Below are 15,683 nucleotides of genomic sequence, written 5' to 3' on the forward strand. Positions count from 1 at the left end.
GTTCATCAGGTTGTTGCTTCCGGGCCTAGCTGACTTTCCCGAGGGCATCTGCGAGGACCGTGGTGGAGCGGGCCGGCTGGTACGGCACGGTAACGCAGCGCCCACCCCAGCTCTCCACCAGTTCGGCTTCAGGCAGCCGGGCCCCCTTGTAGTCCCCGCCCTTGACCCAGATATCGGGCCGGAGGCGGTCCAAGGCGACTTCCGGGGTGTCTTCGTCAAAAACCAGGACCGCGTCCACGGATTCGAGCGCCAGAAGCAGTTCAGCCCTGTCGTGCTGGTTCATGATGGGGCGCTGTTCGCCCTTCAGCCGCCGCACCGACGCATCGGAGTTCAGGCAGACAATCAGGCAATCCCCCAATTCCCGGGCAGCGGTGAGCGATCTGACGTGCCCGGCATGGAGCAGGTCGAAACAGCCGCCCGTGGCAACCACCGTTCCGCCGTTGTCCCGCACCCGACGGGCCAGCATCATGGGTTCGGCGGTGCGGTGCCGTGGCCTGCCCGGGACCGGCGGATCCGGCAATGCACCCACCCCGCCGGCCGCCAGGAAGTCCGCCGCCTCGTGGACGGCAAGCACGGAAGCGTCTTCGAGGTCCCTGCCGCCGAGGAGGTGGACCGCAAGGCTCGCCGCCAGCCTGTCACCGGCGCCGCAAGGATCGCCCGACTCAACGCGGGGCGCCGGGACCGGACGGGGGGTGCGGTCCCGCTCCCGCAGCAGGAGCGCCCCGCGCTCCCCCGTGGTGACCAGGACGGCGCGGCTGCGCCATTCATCGAGCAGGATGCCGGCCACTTCTGCTGCGCCGTCCGCTGCGGAGCCGTAAAGTCCTGATGCCCGGGGACCGGCGGCCTGGTGCGCTTCGGCCAGGTTGGGAGTCACCACCGAAACCCCGGCCACCGGAGGGGCGCCGGAAGGATGGGGGTCCCACACGATAGGGACATCGTCCGCCAGCCCTGCGAGCAGTTCCCTCAGCTGGGGATTTGCGGCCAGGCCCCGCCCGTAATCGGCCACGATCACCGCGCCCGCTTTTTCGACTGCCCGCAGCATCGCAGGGGTCACCTCCGGAACCGGTGCCGCGCCGCAGCCCTGGTCGAAACGGACCACGGGGTGCGTTCCGGCCCGGACACGGGTCTTCACCGGCGTCGGGGAGCCGCTGGGGCCGGCCACCAGCCGCACCCCCGCGAGCGCAGCCTCCACCAGCCGCGCGGCGTCGTCGTCCGCCAGTACCGTGACCAGGGTGACGGGCCAGCCGTCCTGCACCAGCATGCGGGCAACGAGCCCCGCGCCGCCTGCGCGGCGCCTGACGCTTGCCACATCCACCACGGGAACCGGTGCATCCGGGCTGAGCCGCGTTGCTGTCCCGGTCAGGTCGACGTCCAGGATCACATCGCCCACCACCACGATTCTCATGGCCTGCCTCCCGCGTCCGGAGACCGGTGTGCGGAGCCGCGCCGGCTGATCTCAAGATCGAAGGCACGGCAGACTGCGTGCAGGGCGATCAGGTGCCCCTCCTGCGCATTGGCGTTGACGGCGTCGATCACTACCGCCTCGTCACACGCTGTGGCCAGTGGATTGGGGCCCGGGCCGGTGAGCGCCCACGTGGTGATATTCAGCCTTGCGGCCGTCTCCGCAGCGCGCAGCAGGTTGGGGCTTTGGCCGCTGGTGGACAGCAGGACCAGTACGTCCCCGGAGCGGCCGTGCGCACGGACCTGGCGGGCGAAGAGTTCCTCGAACCCGTAGTCGTTGGCGATGGCCGTCACTGCCGAGGTTTCTGCGTGCAGCGAGATTGCCGAAAACGGGACGCGCTCGCCGTCGAACCTGCCCACCAGTTCTGCCGTCAGGTGCTGGGCCTCGGCCGCCGAGCCGCCGTTCCCGGCAGCCAGAAGCCGCTGCCCGCTGAGCAGCCGGTTCGCCAGTTCAACACCCCAGGCGGCCAGCCGGCCGGATTGGGCGCGGAGTGAATCCAGTGCCGGCATGACATTGTCCAGGTGGAGCCGCACTGCCTCCGCGGCGCCGCCGTCAAGGGCTTCCATGGCATCGAGGCCCGGCAGGGTTTCGGGGAAGCGGACCTGACCGTCCAGGGCCTGGAGCTCGTCGTCGCGGAGGGACCATTCGGCAGTCACAGTACAGCCCCTTCCATCGGGACCGTTCTGGCAGGCATTCCTGCGATTGCCAGCTGATAGGCCTTTTCCGTTTCGACAGCCACCCGGTCCCACGAATACCGTGAGCGCGCACGTTGCTGGCCGGCGGCGCCAAGCTCCGCCCGGAGTGCCGGGTCGCCCAGCAGGAGGGCCAGCGCGGAGGCAATCGCCTCAGGATCCCGTGGCGGTACGTGGATCCCCGTCCGGTGGTCCACCACGGTGTCGCGGAGCCCGCCCACGGCGGCCGCCACCACGGGAACGCCGCAGGCCATCGCTTCCAGGGGAACGATGCCAAAGGGTTCATACCAGGGGGTGCAGACCACCGCGTCTGCACTGCGGAAGGTCCGGGGCATGGCGTCGCGGGGCACCTGCCCCCGCAGCGTCACGCGGTTGGCGACGCCGAGGTCATGAGCGAGCGTCAGGAGCCGGCGCACTTCAGGGTCTGATTCCAGGAGCCCGGGCTCGGCGCCACCGCCCACGATGAGTAGTTCGACGTCGTCATAGCCTTCCGCGGCCAAGAGCGGCAGGGCGCGGATCACCAGGTCAACACCCTTCCGTGGAACGAGCCTTCCCACCGAGAGGATACGGTGCCGGCGCGGACGGGACTCCGCCGGGCCGTCAGCGGAGAAGAGGTCCAGGTCCACGCCGCAGGGTGCGATCGACACCTTGCCGGTGTCAATGTCCATGGCTTTGAGTTCGAACACTTCGTCCGAGCAGGTTGCGATGATCCGGTCCGCGTCGCGTCCGACCCTCGGCTCCAGCCAGCGGCGTTCCAGGGGGCTGGTGTCATCGATGCCCTGGTGCCGTCGCTTAACGGTGCCGAGCGCATGGAACGTCTGGACCACCGGGATCCGGTAGCCTGTCTCGCCGCGTCTGGCAGCATCAAGCGCTGCCATGCCGGACATCCAGAAATGGCCATGCACGACGTCCGGCGGCCGCTGGCCCCAGTCCGTGGCCATGCCGCGGGCCAGTTCCTCCATGTAGGGAAGCAGTTCATCTTTGGGCACGTGGCTCGCCGGACCGGCCTCCACGTGCACCACTTCGAGCCGCGGCCCTGCCTTGACGCGGGGTGGGAGGTCCGGCGAGTCCTTCCTCGTGTAGACGGTGACGGCGTGTCCCCGCCTGGCGAGGGCCGCGGACAGTGCGGCCACGTGCACGTTCTGCCCGCCCGCGTCCACGCCGCCCAGTGCGGCCAGCGGACTGGCATGCTCTGAAACCATGGAGATCTTCATGGGGTCTTCCTCTCTCGCACCGGAACAAGGATCTTCTCTTCCAGACGTTGGTTTATCTGAGTGCCTGCTTTTCTGCCTCGCGGTAGTGATCGTGGTAGTTGGAGTACACGGCCCGGGGCCGCAGGTCCGCCAGGACGGTGTCCCAGTCGGCCAGGAAACGGGCCAGGCTGTACCTGGCGAGGGCCGCCTCCCTGGCCGCAGCGCCCCGCCGTCGGGCTTCCTCCGGGTTGGCGATGAGGCGGGCGGCGCTGCGGAGCAGTTCGCCGACGTCGGCGGACACGGCGCCCGCTTCGGGCGGTACCGCCCGGGGTGCCTCGGTGGTTGCCAGGGCAAGGACCGGCATGCCAAGATGCATCGCTTCCAGGAGGGAAAGTCCCAGCGACGTCCAGCGCATCGGGTGGACGTAAACCCGGCAGCGGGCCAGCTCGCGGTGCAGTTCCCGCGGTTTCAGGTCCCCCCGGACATGCAGCCGGGCATCGTCGAAACCCGACGCGGCGAGCAGGCCTTCGGTCTTCATCCCGAACACGTGCAGCGGTGCCACGGCGGCGAAGGCCGGCAACAGGTCCGTTCCGGTGACGCGTCCCCGCCGCACGGGCTCATTGACCACCACTGCCAGTTCGGGCAGTTCGCCGGTGTAAAGCGGACCCGGGTCCGGTATGCCGTGCTCGATCACCAGCGCGGGCACTGACCCGTTGTCCCAGGCGAGCTTGTTGAAGTGGGTCACATGCACCAGCGGAATGCTGTCCTGATCGGCGAGCGGATGCCGGGTGAAGGGGAAGTTGCCTTTCGGGGTGTTGTGTTCCAGGTAGACGGCCGGGAGGTCGACGCCGGGACGCCGCCCCAAAGCCTGGTGGACTGCCTCGATTTCCTCCGGCCGTTGCAGCACGACGGCGTCCACGCTGTCGGCGTCGAGCTCCGCCAGCGGTACCTGCTGCACTGAGCCCGGCCACGGCCTGCCGGCGCGTCCCAGGCCCCACGGCCCACCTTCCGGGAGTACCGGCAACAGGTATTCATGACGGCCCCGGACGAAGGCGTCCGTCCATGAACCGTGGACATGCCAGAGGAGGATTCTCATCGGCTGCGGTCCTTCCTGCGCGTGCTGAGATGGGTGCTTAACGAGGACACACCGCCGATCAGGCGCCCGACGGCGTGCATCACATCCTCCGGCGATACCGAATCCAGGCACGGGTGGCCGGGGACCGGGCAGATCCTTGCCCGGGTGAGCCGGCAGGCGGCGTTCTGGTCGCCAAGGAGTTCGAGGGGGACGCCGTATGGGGCCCAGCGCACGGCAGGCACCACCGGGGAGAACAGGCACGCCACAGGGGTTCCCACGGCGGCAGCCAGATGGGCAGGCCCGGTGTTCCCGGCCACCACGGCGTCGGCTCCGGCGAGTACTCCGGCCAGGGTCCGCAGGTCGGTGCGGCCGCCCAGGTCAATGGCCGAGGGGCCGGCGACCGTGGCCGTCAGGGACGTCTCGTCCGGTCCGCCCGTCACCACAACCCGGTGCCCGGCGCCGGCGAGGAGTTCGACGGCGGCGGCGTGGTGGAGCGGCGGCCAGGCCCTGGCCGGGACCGCGGCTCCCGGGTGGACCACCACGTAGGGCCCGTCGCCCACCAGATCGTTCACTGCAGGCACCGGCTGGACCCTGAGTTTGCCATCGTCGCCCAGGGGCAGCGGAAAGCCGGCTGCCCTGGCAATGCCCAGCGCCCGTTCTGCTTCCGGCTGGTCCTCCACGAGGTCCTCACCGGGCCTCAGCCGGACGTCCAGCAGGGAGCCCGCATAATCGGTGGAGACCCCGGTGATCCGTTCCACGCCCGCCAGCCGCAGCAGCAGCGCCAGGGGCAGCGGGGACTGGTGGAAGGAGGTCAGGATGACAGCCTCGGTGATCCGGGAGTTCCGCACATACTCAATCAGCCGGTCCGCGTGCGGCACGGTCATCTTCGGCGCCGGGTTCCTGATCCACGGGCTGTCCCAGGTGTAGACCTCCGCGACGCCGGGCAACATCGATGCTGCTGCTTCGCCCTGGCGTCCGCACAGCATCACCACGTGGTTGGGCCGGCTTCCGTCCGGCAGGCGTCCGTTAGCCACCGCCCGCACTGCCGGCCCGGCCAACAGGACGTCACCCAGGCTATCGAGCCGCGCCACCAGCACGTGTGCCATCATGCCCGCTCCAGCAGCAGGTCCACAGCTGCGGCGAGGTCCCGGGCCACAAGCCTCGCCTCGTCCACCTCTTCGGTCCGGGTGACCGGCGTAGGCACCAGGACTCCGCGGGCCCCTGCAGCCTCTGCGGCCCGGACGTCGCTCCCGATGTCGCCGATCAGCGCAGCTTCCGAGGCCAGGATTCCCAGGCGACGGCACGCGCTGAGCACCATCCCCGGCGCCGGCTTCCGGCAGGGGCAGCCGTCCTCCGCGGAGTGCGGGCACATCTCCCACACGTCAAAAGGTCCCAGGAGTTCCTCCACCCTTGCATTGACGCCAACCACATCGGCGGCCGTGAGGAGACCCCGCGCCACTCCGGACTGGTTGGTGATGACGCCCACTGCAAAGCCGCCGGCACGGAGGGAATCCAGCGCAGCCTTGGCACCGGGCATCGCCTCGACCAGCGCGGGGTCGCCGTTGTAGGGCACATCAACCACCAGCGTCCCGTCCCGATCGAACAGCACGGCCTTGAGCTGAGGAGTTTCGGAGCTTCCCATACCGACGTAGTTCCCTCGCACCACTGCTCCTAAACAGCGCGCGGAGCAATTCGCCGGAATAGAATCCACTGACATGGCGAAGCGAAAGGCGGGGCGATGAACACCGGGCAGGACGGACATGCAGCTCACCGGCCAGTCCTTTTGGTGCTGCGCGCGCTTGGCCTCGGCGACCTGCTGGTAGCCGTTCCAGCCCTCCATGCCCTGCGCCGGGCGTACCCGCACCATCGGCTGCTTTATGCCGGCCCGGAGTGGCTTGCCGGCGCGCTGGACCTGGTGGGTGGCTACGAGCTGCTGCCCCACTCCGGGCTTACAGGCCCGCTCCCGGCACTGCCCGACGGCGCGGAAGCGATTGACATCGCCGTCAACCTGCACGGCAAAGGACCCCAAAGCACTGAACTGCTGCGCTCCTTGGGCCCGAAGGTTCTTATTGCCCATAAGGGCCCAATGGGCGGCAGCCCGGCTGGACCCGCCTGGGTGGAGGAAACGAACGAGCGGGAACGCTGGACGCGCCTGCTGCAGTGGCACGGAATCGACGCGGACCCCCAGGAGTGTGCATTGCGCCGCCCCGCCGTCGCTGTACCGTTTCCGGGCGCCACAGTCATCCACGTAGGTGCCGCCTTCCCGAGCAGGCTGTGGCCCGCGGAGCGCTTCGCCCAGGTGGCCAGTCGGTTGTCCGGCAGCGGCCATCAGGTGGTGTTCACGGGAAGCGCCGACGAACGTCCCCGGGCAGTGGGGATCTGCACCCTGGCGGGCCTTCCTGGCTCCGCCGTCCTGGCAGGCAAGCTGGACCTGCAAACCTTCGCGGCCTGCATTGCCGGCGCGAGGCTGGTGGTTTCCGCAGACACCGGAGCAGCACACCTGGCATCCGCGTATGCCCGGCCTTCGATCATTCTGTTCGGCCCCGTGGGCCCGGAGCGCTGGGGTCCGCCCCCCGGGCCTCACCGGGTATTGACGCGGGACCGGCTCCGCCGCGGCGATCCCTTTGCCGACACGCCGGACCCTGCCCTGCTGGGCGTGACAGTTGAGGAGGTGCTCAGGGCTGCGTCAGAGCTCGAATCAGAACACTGAGTGCTGTCAGCCAGCTTGTGCTGCAGGTCCACGAGCACTCTGGCCAGCCGGCGGGAAACCTGCATCTGCGACATTCCCAGCCGTCTGCCCAGTTCCACCTGGGTCTCCTCGCAGAAGTACCTGCGGTAAAGCAATTCCCGGTCGGCGGCATCAAGTTCCTGCATTGCCTCGCGGAGGCAGGTGAGATCCTCCAGCCGCTCCAACGGCACGTCGGGGCAAGCAAGCACCTCCGCGATGGGCGGTGCATCACTGTGGGGATCGACGGCGTCGAGCGAGTCCGGATGGAGGCTGTTGGAGGCGCTGAGGGCCTCCTGGACCTCGGCACCGTCAACGCCGAGGTGACCGGCAAGTTCTGAGACGTTCGGATTTCTGCCAAGGATCTGCGCGAGCTCAGGCTCGGCCCGGAACAGCCGTGAACGGAGGTCCTGGATATGCCGCGGCGGCCGGACCATCCAGCTCCGGTCCCGCAGGTACCTCTTCAGCTCTCCGGTGATGGTGGGGGCGGCATAGGCAGGGAAACTGCCGCCCTTGGCCTGGTCAAAGCCACGTGCCGCCTTCACCAGGCCAAGGTAGGCCACCTGGTTCAGATCGTCGCGCTCGCGGCCGCGGGCTTCGAAACGCGCGGCCAGCGCTTCAGCAAGGTCCAGATAGTCCAGGACCAGTTCGTTCTCAAACGCCTCCCGAAGCCGTCCGCGTCCCTGCGCCGGGCTCCGTGGAAGGGCCTCCAGCGGCACATCCAACGGTAATTCCGGCGGTGTGGACCGGACTGGTGCAGCTTCGCCGTCGAACGCAGCAAGGAATTCAGGCATTGTCGGTGGCTCCTTCGGGTCTGGATCCGAAAGCCTGCGGCAAGACTTAGCAGTAGGAAATCATAAGCTTGCTTATAAAACAATGCCTTCCCGGGAAGTGGCGGTCCGGGTAGCCGCAGGGCACAAGCAACGCGGGGTCACTCCCCGCCCGATAAGTTGCCTTCATTGGGCGAAAAGTGACCCCGCGTTGTTTCCTGTGCGGGCCAGCGCATCGGTTGGGCTAGATGCCCGACGCCGGCTTGTCGCGGGCGGCCCGTTCCCGTTCAGCCAACCGCGCCCGGTCAGTATCGGCTACCCGCGAACGTTCCGCATCGGTCACTTCCGCCCGGTCACCGTCAGTCCTCTCCGCTCGGCCAGCGTCTGTCTCGTCAGGCTGATCGGACCGGTCCATCGGGTCCCTGGGTGCGCGATCGGAGCGATCCCTGCGGTCTCTACTATCCGCACCGACTGTCTCAGCGCGGTCGGTGTGCTCAGCGCCATCCGTGCGATCCGCAGCCGGCTGCATCGCGGCTGTCCGGTTTTCCCTGGTCCTGCCATCCCGGTCTGCATGAACGTCGGGGTCGATCTCGTCAGCCTTACGGGTGTGCTCGGCTACATTCTCGCGGAGCGACCTGGCTTCGGCGGCCTTCTTGTCGGCTTCCTGCTTCAGCCGCGCCGCCTGGATCTGGGCCTGCTCCGCATCAGCGCGGGCCCTGGAAGCCCGGGCTTCGTTTTCGCGGGCATCGAGTTCGATGTTCTCGGCCTCCCTGCGTATTTCTGCGGCCTTTTCGCGGTGCGCTTCATCCCGCTTCGCCTGCAGCGCCCGGCGGCGGCGTCCGGTTAGCAGCAGCAGCACAATAAGCGCCACCACAACAATCGCAATGACTATCCAAACCCAGGGTGCAACGTCCAAAGCTACCCACCTCTTTCAACTCCGTTGTGACCGGGTCCGGCGATGCCAAGACGGCAGGCGCTGACGGCCCGTTTGAAAATCTATCAATAAGGGTACTTACGTTCTGTTAGTAATCATGCTTACTATTTTACGGCCAGTATTGCTGGTTCTTGATCAACAACCGGCCTTCTTTGGAAAGAGAGAGCGAAGATGACAGAGAACCAATGGCCTGAGGATTCGGATTACACGGTTCCCCCGGCCACAACAGGGATCACAGGTGAGCGCAGAGCCACCACGTTCCCCTCGGCAGCATCGACCTCGCAGCAAACAGCACCGGTGACGGGCGATTCCTATGGGACGTCCCGCAAGGATGCTGTGAGAGAGGAGGCCGGAGACGTCGCACGGACTGCGGCCGAATCGGCTCAAAGCGTGGCTGCAACCGCCAAGACCGAAGCGGCCAACGTCGCCTCGGAAGCGAAGTCGAATGCCAAGGATCTCCTCTACCAGGCCCGCAGCGATCTCACCCACCAGGCCGGTGCCCAGCAGCAGAAGGTAGCCAGCGGCCTCCGGTCGGTTTCCGACGAACTGCACGCCATGGCCCTGGCCTCCGACCGGCCCGGCGTCGCCTCGGACCTGGTCCGCCAGGCGGCCGAACGTTCGCAGGCCGTAGCGTCCTGGCTTGATGGCCGCGACCCCGGTTCACTGCTGAACGAAGTCAAGAGCTTCGCCCGCCAGCGTCCCGGAACGTTCCTCCTCCTGGCAGCCGGCGCCGGCGTTCTCGCGGGCCGGCTGACGCGCAGCTTGAGCGCGGGGGCACCGGAAACCTCCACGAACCGGGCCGTCTCAAGCTACGGTTCCGGCACCTACGGCACCACGGCAGAGGGGTACACGCCGTCGGGCGGCGGGACCATTCCGACGCCACCGGTCCAGGTCCCCGGCCCGGCAACCACTACGGCAGGATACGACGGCGGCGCGCCGGGAAGCGCGTACGGCGATGCTGCGCGTCCGGCCAGCGCCCTGGACAGCCCCCAGCTCGTGGAAGAGCCGTGGTCGGGCAACCGCCTCGCTGACGATCCCCTGGGCGACCGGCAGCTTGCCGACGATCCGATGGCCAATGATCCACTGACCCGTGACCGTTCCGCGGACGGTCAGACCGGCAGGCCGTGATGAGCAGCCAGATTCCAGAATCTCCGCCATCGGCGGCGCACGCGAAGGCGGATAACACCTCTTTGGGTGATCTGCTCGGTGAGGTGACCCGTGACCTGTCCACGCTGATGCGCCAGGAAGTGGAACTCGCCAAGGCCGAGCTGAAGCAGTCCGCAACCCGGGCCGGCAAGGGCGGCGGCATGCTCGCCGGCGCCGGCGTCGCCGGACACTTCGTCCTGCTGTTCCTCTCCCTCGCCCTCTGGTACGCCCTGGGCGAGCTGATGGGCCTCGGCTGGTCCGCCGTCGTTGTCGCCGTGATCTGGGGCATCATCGCCGCGGTCCTGGCCTCGGTGGGTCGAAAGAACCTCAAACAGGTCCAGGGCATGCCCCAGACCGCCGAAACACTCTCTGAAATCCCCCCAACCCTGAAACCCGGTGAGGTAAAACGATGAGCGATAACCCGGACGCAATCCGATCAGACATTGAAGCCACCCGCGCCCGCCTGGGCACCAACGTGGACGCCGTGGCAGACAAAGTCACCCCGTCCAATATCGTCCACCGGCAAACGGACAAGGTCAAAGACGCCGTCTTCGGCGTGAAGGAGAAAGTCATGGGAGCAGCCGACGACGCCACCACCCGCGTCCACAGCGGGGTCCACAACCGCACCGACAGCGCCGGGAACGTCCTGCACGACGCCGGCCAGGCCATCGGGGACGCACCCCAGCAGGTCAAGGCCAAGACCCAGGGCAACCCCCTGGCCGCAGGCCTTGTCGCCTTCGGCGCCGGGATGCTGCTCTCCTCCCTGATCCCGGCCAGCGAGAAGGAACGCGAAGCCGCCGACGCCCTCAAGACCGCCGCGGAACCGGTCACCACGGAACTGACCGAGGCCGCCAAGGACATGGCCCAGGGCCTGAAGGAACCCGCCCGCGAGGCCATGGAAAACGTCAAAGCCACCGCCACCGACGCCGCCGAACACGTCAAAGCCGAAGGCCAGGTCGCAGCAACCGACGTCAAAGACCGGGCAACCGACGCCAAAGACCACGTCCAGAACACCTGACCCGTAAGCACCCGGCACCCAGCGGTGCCCTGCTTCCATCAGCATCACCGACAGGCCGGTTCCGCCCCCGCTGGCGGAACCGGCCTGTCCTTTGCCAACCACAATGAGAGGACGCATCATGGCCACTCAAGATGCCTCAGAAACCAGCACCGCCAAGGCTGGCCAGGCTCCAGCACCGGATGATTCCCGCAAACCAGACAGCCCTGCCGACGTCACCAAGCCCTCGTGGAAGTACATCGCCAAGAAGACCTTCAGGGAGTTTACAAAGGACCAGTGCCCCGACCTTGCCGCGGCGCTCACCTACTTCGCCGTGTTGTCGCTCTTCCCCGCGATGCTTGCCCTGGTGTCGCTGATCGGCCTGTTCGGCGATCCGGAAAAGACGACCACGGCCCTACTGGAAATTGTCCGCGGATTCGCTCCGGCCGAAACAGTGAATACCGTCAGCGGCCCCGTTGAGGAGCTCGCTTCAGCCCCCGCGGCCGGCTTCACGCTGTTCATCGGCCTTGCCACCGCGCTGTGGTCCGCGTCCGGTTATGTGGGCGCCTTTGGGCGTGCCATGAACCGGATCTACGAGGTCGACGAAGGCCGCCCGTTCGTGAAGTTGCGGGGCACCATGCTGGCCGTCACGCTGCTTGCAGTGGTCATTGTTGCCCTCCTCGCCGGCATGCTCGTCCTGAGCGGGCCTGTGGCTGAGGCCGTGGGCGGACTCATTGGGCTGAGCGGCGTCTTCCTCGCTATCTGGAACATCGCCAAATGGCCGGTGATCATAGCGCTGGTCATCGTGATCATCGCTGTGCTGTACTACGCCACCCCTAACGTGAAGCAGCCCAAGTTCCGGTGGATGAGCCTCGGCTCCCTCATCGCCTTGGTGATCTTCATGCTGGCCTCCCTCGGATTCGGCTTCTATGTTGGCAACTTCGGCAACTACAACAAGACCTACGGCGCATTGGGCGGCGTGATCGTCATGCTGCTGTGGCTCTGGATCCTCAACATGTCCCTGCTGTTCGGTGCCGAGTTCGACGCTGAGATGGAACGCGGACGCCAGCTTCAGGCAGGAATCGAAGCTGAAGAAACCCTCCAGCTGCCGCCGCGGGACACCAAGAAGAGCGAGAAGATGCAGAAACAGGAAGAAGAGGACATCAAGCGTGGCCGTGAGCTGCGCGAAAGCCACCAGTCGGACCAGGACGAGACGGGACGTCACGGCAACACCGACCGGGATAAAAATGTCCCGGACAACACCGGCCGGAGGAAAGCAGGCCGGGACTAGGCAGCGCGGGAAACTTGGGGGAAAATTGTTATCAGCAGATTCCTCAATGTTTCCCGGGTCGGTCTTGTCCGGGTATCAGGCGGGGTCGGCGGCGAGGTGGCCTCTTCTGAGACCGAGGCCAGTCCCCCCAGTCGTCGTCGGCCCCCTCGCTCTGTCTCCTCAGCTTTCCAGGGCAACCGCGGATTCCATCCGCAGCGCCAAAAGATAGGCGCCCAACCCATGCGGCGCCCGTCCTTCGGTGCGCCCGGAGGTCAGTACACGGACGGTGTCGGTTGAAGTAACGCTGAACCCCCGGCGGCGCAGCCGGTCCACCAGCACCCGGTCCTCGTGCGAGCGCTGCCGGGGAAAGCCGCCGGCAAGCAGGTACGCCGACGCCCGCACGCCAAGATTCGCACCGAACACGTGCGGATGGTCCTCGGCCAAAGTATGCCGAAGGTGCCACCGCCGCAGCAGTTCGCCGTCCATCCCCGCGGCATCGGGTTCCACAGTTCCCAGAACTGCGTCAGCCCCGCTGTCGGCCAGCATCACCTGGCGCACCAGCCAATCTTCGGGAACATGGGAATCGGCATCGGTGTTGGCCAGCCATAACGTCCCGGTGGCGGGCGGGAGGCCCGCTTCGAGGTCGGGCTTGTGGTGTCCGTTGAGGATGGTCCTGATGCCGGCGCGCCTGCTTCTGCCGACGCTGCGGAACGGTACGTGACACAGGCTGAGGCGGGGATCGGAGGCTGCGATTCGGGCGGCCACCGCGCTTGAGTTATCCGTGCAGCTGTCCAGGACCACCACTATGGCCAGGTCCAGCTCCGGACGGCTGGCCTGAAGTACATCGGCTGCGGCCCGGACGCCGTCCAGAGCCCGCTCCAGGTGCTGTTCCTCGTTGTGGACGGGGATCACCACGGCCACTTTCGCGATCCGGAAGTCCGTCCGCCCGTGCTCCATCTCAGCGCCGCCGGGGTCCGGGATCAACGGGCGCCACCAGCGTTTCCAGCACAAAATCGCGTTCCCGGTACAGCCCTGCGGTGCGCCAGCGCAGGAGGTTCCGCGCCAACGAGTGGACCGAATCGCCGTCGAGCTCCCAGCCTGACACCGGGTGCCGCCAGTGGCACAGCAGCAGCGTGCCGCCGGGCTCCATGGAGTCCTCGATCCGCCGCAGCAGAACCTCAAACTCCGCGGGCGACAGGTAATAGCCCACCTCTGAGACCACCACCAGGTCGTAGCTGCCGCCGGGCCACTCGTCCGGCAGGGTCAGTTGCCGGGTATCGACGCCGGGGAACTCCGCGAGCCGCTTGGCCGCGAGTTCCAGCGCGGTACTGCTGGCATCCACTGCCAGGAGCCGGGTGCATCGGGTCGCCAATTCAGCCGAGAGAGTGCCGATGGAGCAGCCAATTTCCAGCCCTGAGCGGTACTGTTCCCCCGGCAGTACGGCGAGGGTGAGGGAGCGTTTGCGGCGTTCGTACCAGCTGGTGGTGTACTCCCACGGATCCTCCGAGCCCGCGTGGACGGCATCGAAGATCCGTTGCGCATCGGCGCTGGTGTGGGGTGCGCTGGTGTGGGCTGCAAGCGTACGCGGCGGGGTCCAGGCAAAGGTCTCGAACCCGCGGGTGAAATGCTGCAGGAAGCCCTCGCCGAGGAGCACTTCGTCCCCCGGCAGCTCGGAGAGTGGGCTGTGCTGGCTGGTGTGGGCACTGAGGGCGGCAGCCTTGGCGGCCTGCTGGTTCCGGTCCAGGGGAAGCCGGACCCACGTGTGCCAGGCAGGATCCTCCGGCGAGGCCCGGAACCAGTACCAGATGGGAAACTCGAGCAGGGCGTGGCCACCCTCGCCTGCGATCTCAGCCGCGACCAAGCCCAGTGCATCATGGTCCGCGTGGCCATCCGCACGGTACGGAGCCACCATGGCAACATGCTGCCCGGGGTTTCGGTCAATGGCGTTCCTCAACAGACCAGCGATTTCCGGTTTCCGCTGCGCCAGGCCGCTGTCCGGCAGGCCAAGAAACCGCCAGGACCCGCCCAGTCCCAGAGCATCCATGGCGGCCGCAAACTCCTGCAGCCGGGTGGCCGCCAGCTGCTCCGGTGTGATGGTCACCGAGTCCGGGTGAGATCCCTCCCCCGCCGTAAACAGCAGCACCTCGACGTCCCCGCCCAGTGCATGCAGACCCGCCAGCAGGCCACCAGCACCCAAGGCCTCGTCATCCGGGTGTGCCACGAGGACCAGAAACCGCATCGCCGCCATTTCCTGTCCGTCCAGGGGCAGTTCGGCAATGGCCGGCAGCCCGCTCGCCGCCCAGGCTGCCTCGTCCGTGCCCTGGTCTGTGTGGGAGAAGGTCACCATGGATACTCCTCCGTGAGCGTCAGCTTTCCCAGCTGCGCGTCGTCCCGCATCCCATGGTGCTGGCGTACGTACAGCGCAAGGTCAGCCATCCGCTTGGCGTACGGTTCGTCGAACGCCAGCGGCGCCGGCCCGCGGTTGCCGGTGACCCGGGCAAGGACACGCTCGACGGCGGAGGCTACCGTTCCGCGCACACGCAGCGCTTCGCTCCACCCGCTTCGCCCTGTGCCCGGTTTGTCCTCCTCGGTGCCGGCGCCGGCGTCGATCCGAGAGGCTGCGCGCGCAAGATACTGGAGCGCAGCCGTGAGGATCCGATCGGTTTCGCCCAAGGCGGCCAGCGCAAGCTGGTCGGGTTCCCGGCCGGACTCCGCAGCGGTGATGAGCGAGTCCCTGTAGTCCCGCGCCACACCCACCGCACCGCCAAGCCAGCACGCGGCCACTCCCATGCCGCCCCAGGCAAATCCGGGACGGCTGAAGTACCAGTTATCGCCGCCCAGGGGTTCTGCCGGAACCTGGCTGAAATGGACGGTACCGCTAGGAATCTCACGCAGTCCACGCGCCACCCAGGCAGGTTCCTCGCACGTCACACCGGGCTGGCGGAGGTCCACGGTGAAGGCGGCCCTGCCCCCGGTATTGGTGTGCGCAGTGATCACTGCATGGTCCAATTTCGAGGCCAGGGAACACCACGGTTTTGAGCCGCTCAGCAGGATCCCGGCGTCACCCGATTTCGCCTCCAGCCTGGCGCCCGGACCTTCGGCGGCGAAGACACCCCAGGCCCCGCGCACCTGCCCGGGATCACGGCCCGACTGGGCGAGGATGGCCAGTGCATCAAAGTGCGGCTCGAAGATCCGCGCCGCCGCAACGTCCACGGCCGCGACTGAGGCCAGCAGCTCCCACAGCGCGGCCGTCCTGCCTTGGCCCGGCAGCGGCGCCTTGGTCCCTGCCGCCCTGGCTATCGCCAGGAGGGCCGGAACGTCCCCCGCAGCAGTGGCCACGCCGTCCAGCAAGGTGACCAGGCCGGCGTCGGGCGCTGCATCGGAACGAAAGTGCACGGGCCCCGGAACGGTGCGGTCCACGG

The 15,683-nt window shown here is 67.6% G+C and carries 15 protein-coding genes and 1 pseudogene; 5 read left to right on the forward strand and 11 right to left on the reverse strand.

Features of this window, described 5'->3' with window-relative positions; genetic code table 11:
• Positions 1 to 25: 25 nt before the first annotated feature.
• From rfaE2 to AC1MCA_RS08075, 6 genes are read right to left on the reverse strand one after another with little or no spacing between them, the layout of a single operon-like run.
• Positions 26 to 1,405, reverse strand: coding sequence for a D-glycero-beta-D-manno-heptose 1-phosphate adenylyltransferase (gene rfaE2, locus AC1MCA_RS08050; protein WP_479802525.1), 1,380 nt, complete (start codon positions 1,403 to 1,405; stop codon positions 26 to 28).
• Positions 1,402 to 2,118 carry a D-sedoheptulose-7-phosphate isomerase gene (locus tag AC1MCA_RS08055; protein WP_479802527.1) on the reverse strand — a complete coding sequence of 239 codons (717 nt, stop codon included), beginning with the start codon at positions 2,116 to 2,118 and terminating at the stop codon, positions 1,402 to 1,404. Before AC1MCA_RS08055 ends, rfaE2 begins: the two co-directional genes overlap by 4 nt.
• Positions 2,115 to 3,368 (reverse strand): glycosyltransferase, encoded by a 1,254-nt coding sequence (locus AC1MCA_RS08060; protein WP_479802529.1) that lies wholly within the window; start codon positions 3,366 to 3,368, stop codon positions 2,115 to 2,117. The genes AC1MCA_RS08055 and AC1MCA_RS08060 overlap by 4 nt, the downstream gene beginning before the upstream one ends.
• A 52-nt stretch (positions 3,369 to 3,420) precedes the next feature.
• Positions 3,421 to 4,443 (reverse strand): glycosyltransferase, encoded by a 1,023-nt coding sequence (locus tag AC1MCA_RS08065; RefSeq protein ID WP_479802531.1) that lies wholly within the window; start codon positions 4,441 to 4,443, stop codon positions 3,421 to 3,423.
• Complete coding sequence (locus tag AC1MCA_RS08070) at positions 4,440 to 5,528, reverse strand: glycosyltransferase family 9 protein (RefSeq protein ID WP_479803337.1); 1,089 nt, start codon at positions 5,526 to 5,528, stop codon at positions 4,440 to 4,442. The genes AC1MCA_RS08065 and AC1MCA_RS08070 overlap by 4 nt, the downstream gene beginning before the upstream one ends.
• A complete protein-coding gene (locus AC1MCA_RS08075; protein ID WP_479802533.1) occupies positions 5,528 to 6,064 on the reverse strand; it encodes a D-glycero-alpha-D-manno-heptose-1,7-bisphosphate 7-phosphatase in 537 nt (178 codons plus the stop codon). The genes AC1MCA_RS08070 and AC1MCA_RS08075 overlap by 1 nt, the downstream gene beginning before the upstream one ends.
• A 96-nt stretch (positions 6,065 to 6,160) precedes the next feature.
• Between AC1MCA_RS08075 and AC1MCA_RS08080 the strand changes: the two are divergent.
• Positions 6,161 to 7,117, forward strand: a pseudogene (locus AC1MCA_RS08080) (glycosyltransferase family 9 protein); the annotation flags it as partial.
• Here the strand turns inward: AC1MCA_RS08080 and AC1MCA_RS08085 are convergent.
• Together AC1MCA_RS08085 and AC1MCA_RS08090 are read right to left on the reverse strand one after the other, a co-directional pair.
• On the reverse strand, positions 7,003 to 7,941 hold the full coding sequence (locus AC1MCA_RS08085; RefSeq protein WP_479802535.1) for a sigma-70 family RNA polymerase sigma factor: 939 nt from the start codon (positions 7,939 to 7,941) through the stop codon (positions 7,003 to 7,005). The pseudogene AC1MCA_RS08080 and the gene AC1MCA_RS08085 sit on opposite strands and share 115 nt — an antisense overlap.
• Positions 7,942 to 8,161: 220 nt before the next feature.
• The gene (locus AC1MCA_RS08090) at positions 8,162 to 8,833 is read right to left on the reverse strand and encodes a hypothetical protein (protein WP_479802539.1); all 672 of its coding nucleotides are present in this window, start codon (positions 8,831 to 8,833) and stop codon (positions 8,162 to 8,164) included.
• 189 nt (positions 8,834 to 9,022) lie between these two features.
• Between AC1MCA_RS08090 and AC1MCA_RS08095 the strand changes: the two genes are divergently transcribed.
• The 4 genes from AC1MCA_RS08095 (at position 9,023) to AC1MCA_RS08110 (ending at position 12,282) form a co-directional block, all read left to right on the forward strand.
• Complete coding sequence (locus AC1MCA_RS08095; RefSeq protein ID WP_479802544.1) at positions 9,023 to 9,979, forward strand: hypothetical protein; 957 nt, start codon at positions 9,023 to 9,025, stop codon at positions 9,977 to 9,979.
• Positions 9,979 to 10,410: a phage holin family protein gene (locus AC1MCA_RS08100; protein ID WP_479802547.1), complete on the forward strand. Its 432-nt coding sequence runs from the start codon at positions 9,979 to 9,981 to the stop codon at positions 10,408 to 10,410. Before AC1MCA_RS08095 ends, AC1MCA_RS08100 begins: the two co-directional genes overlap by 1 nt.
• Positions 10,407 to 11,015 (forward strand): DUF3618 domain-containing protein, encoded by a 609-nt coding sequence (locus tag AC1MCA_RS08105; RefSeq protein ID WP_479802550.1) that lies wholly within the window; start codon positions 10,407 to 10,409, stop codon positions 11,013 to 11,015. The genes AC1MCA_RS08100 and AC1MCA_RS08105 overlap by 4 nt, the downstream gene beginning before the upstream one ends.
• Positions 11,016 to 11,133: 118 nt before the next feature.
• Positions 11,134 to 12,282 (forward strand): YihY/virulence factor BrkB family protein, encoded by a 1,149-nt coding sequence (locus AC1MCA_RS08110; protein WP_479802551.1) that lies wholly within the window; start codon positions 11,134 to 11,136, stop codon positions 12,280 to 12,282.
• 159 nt (positions 12,283 to 12,441) lie between these two features.
• On the opposite strand, the gene AC1MCA_RS08115 is transcribed toward AC1MCA_RS08110, so the two are convergent.
• From AC1MCA_RS08115 to AC1MCA_RS08125, 3 genes are read right to left on the reverse strand one after another with little or no spacing between them, the layout of a single operon-like run.
• The gene (locus AC1MCA_RS08115; RefSeq protein WP_479802552.1) at positions 12,442 to 13,245 is read right to left on the reverse strand and encodes a glycosyltransferase family 2 protein; all 804 of its coding nucleotides are present in this window, start codon (positions 13,243 to 13,245) and stop codon (positions 12,442 to 12,444) included.
• Positions 13,220 to 14,608, reverse strand: coding sequence for a PIG-L family deacetylase (locus AC1MCA_RS08120; protein ID WP_479802554.1), 1,389 nt, complete (start codon positions 14,606 to 14,608; stop codon positions 13,220 to 13,222). Before AC1MCA_RS08120 ends, AC1MCA_RS08115 begins: the two co-directional genes overlap by 26 nt.
• Positions 14,602 to 15,657, reverse strand: a complete 1,056-nt coding sequence (locus AC1MCA_RS08125; protein ID WP_479802556.1) for a hypothetical protein — start codon at positions 15,655 to 15,657, stop codon at positions 14,602 to 14,604. The genes AC1MCA_RS08120 and AC1MCA_RS08125 overlap by 7 nt, the downstream gene beginning before the upstream one ends.
• Positions 15,658 to 15,683: the final 26 nt, after the last annotated feature.

Source organism: Arthrobacter sp. BK1, assembly GCF_056680055.1.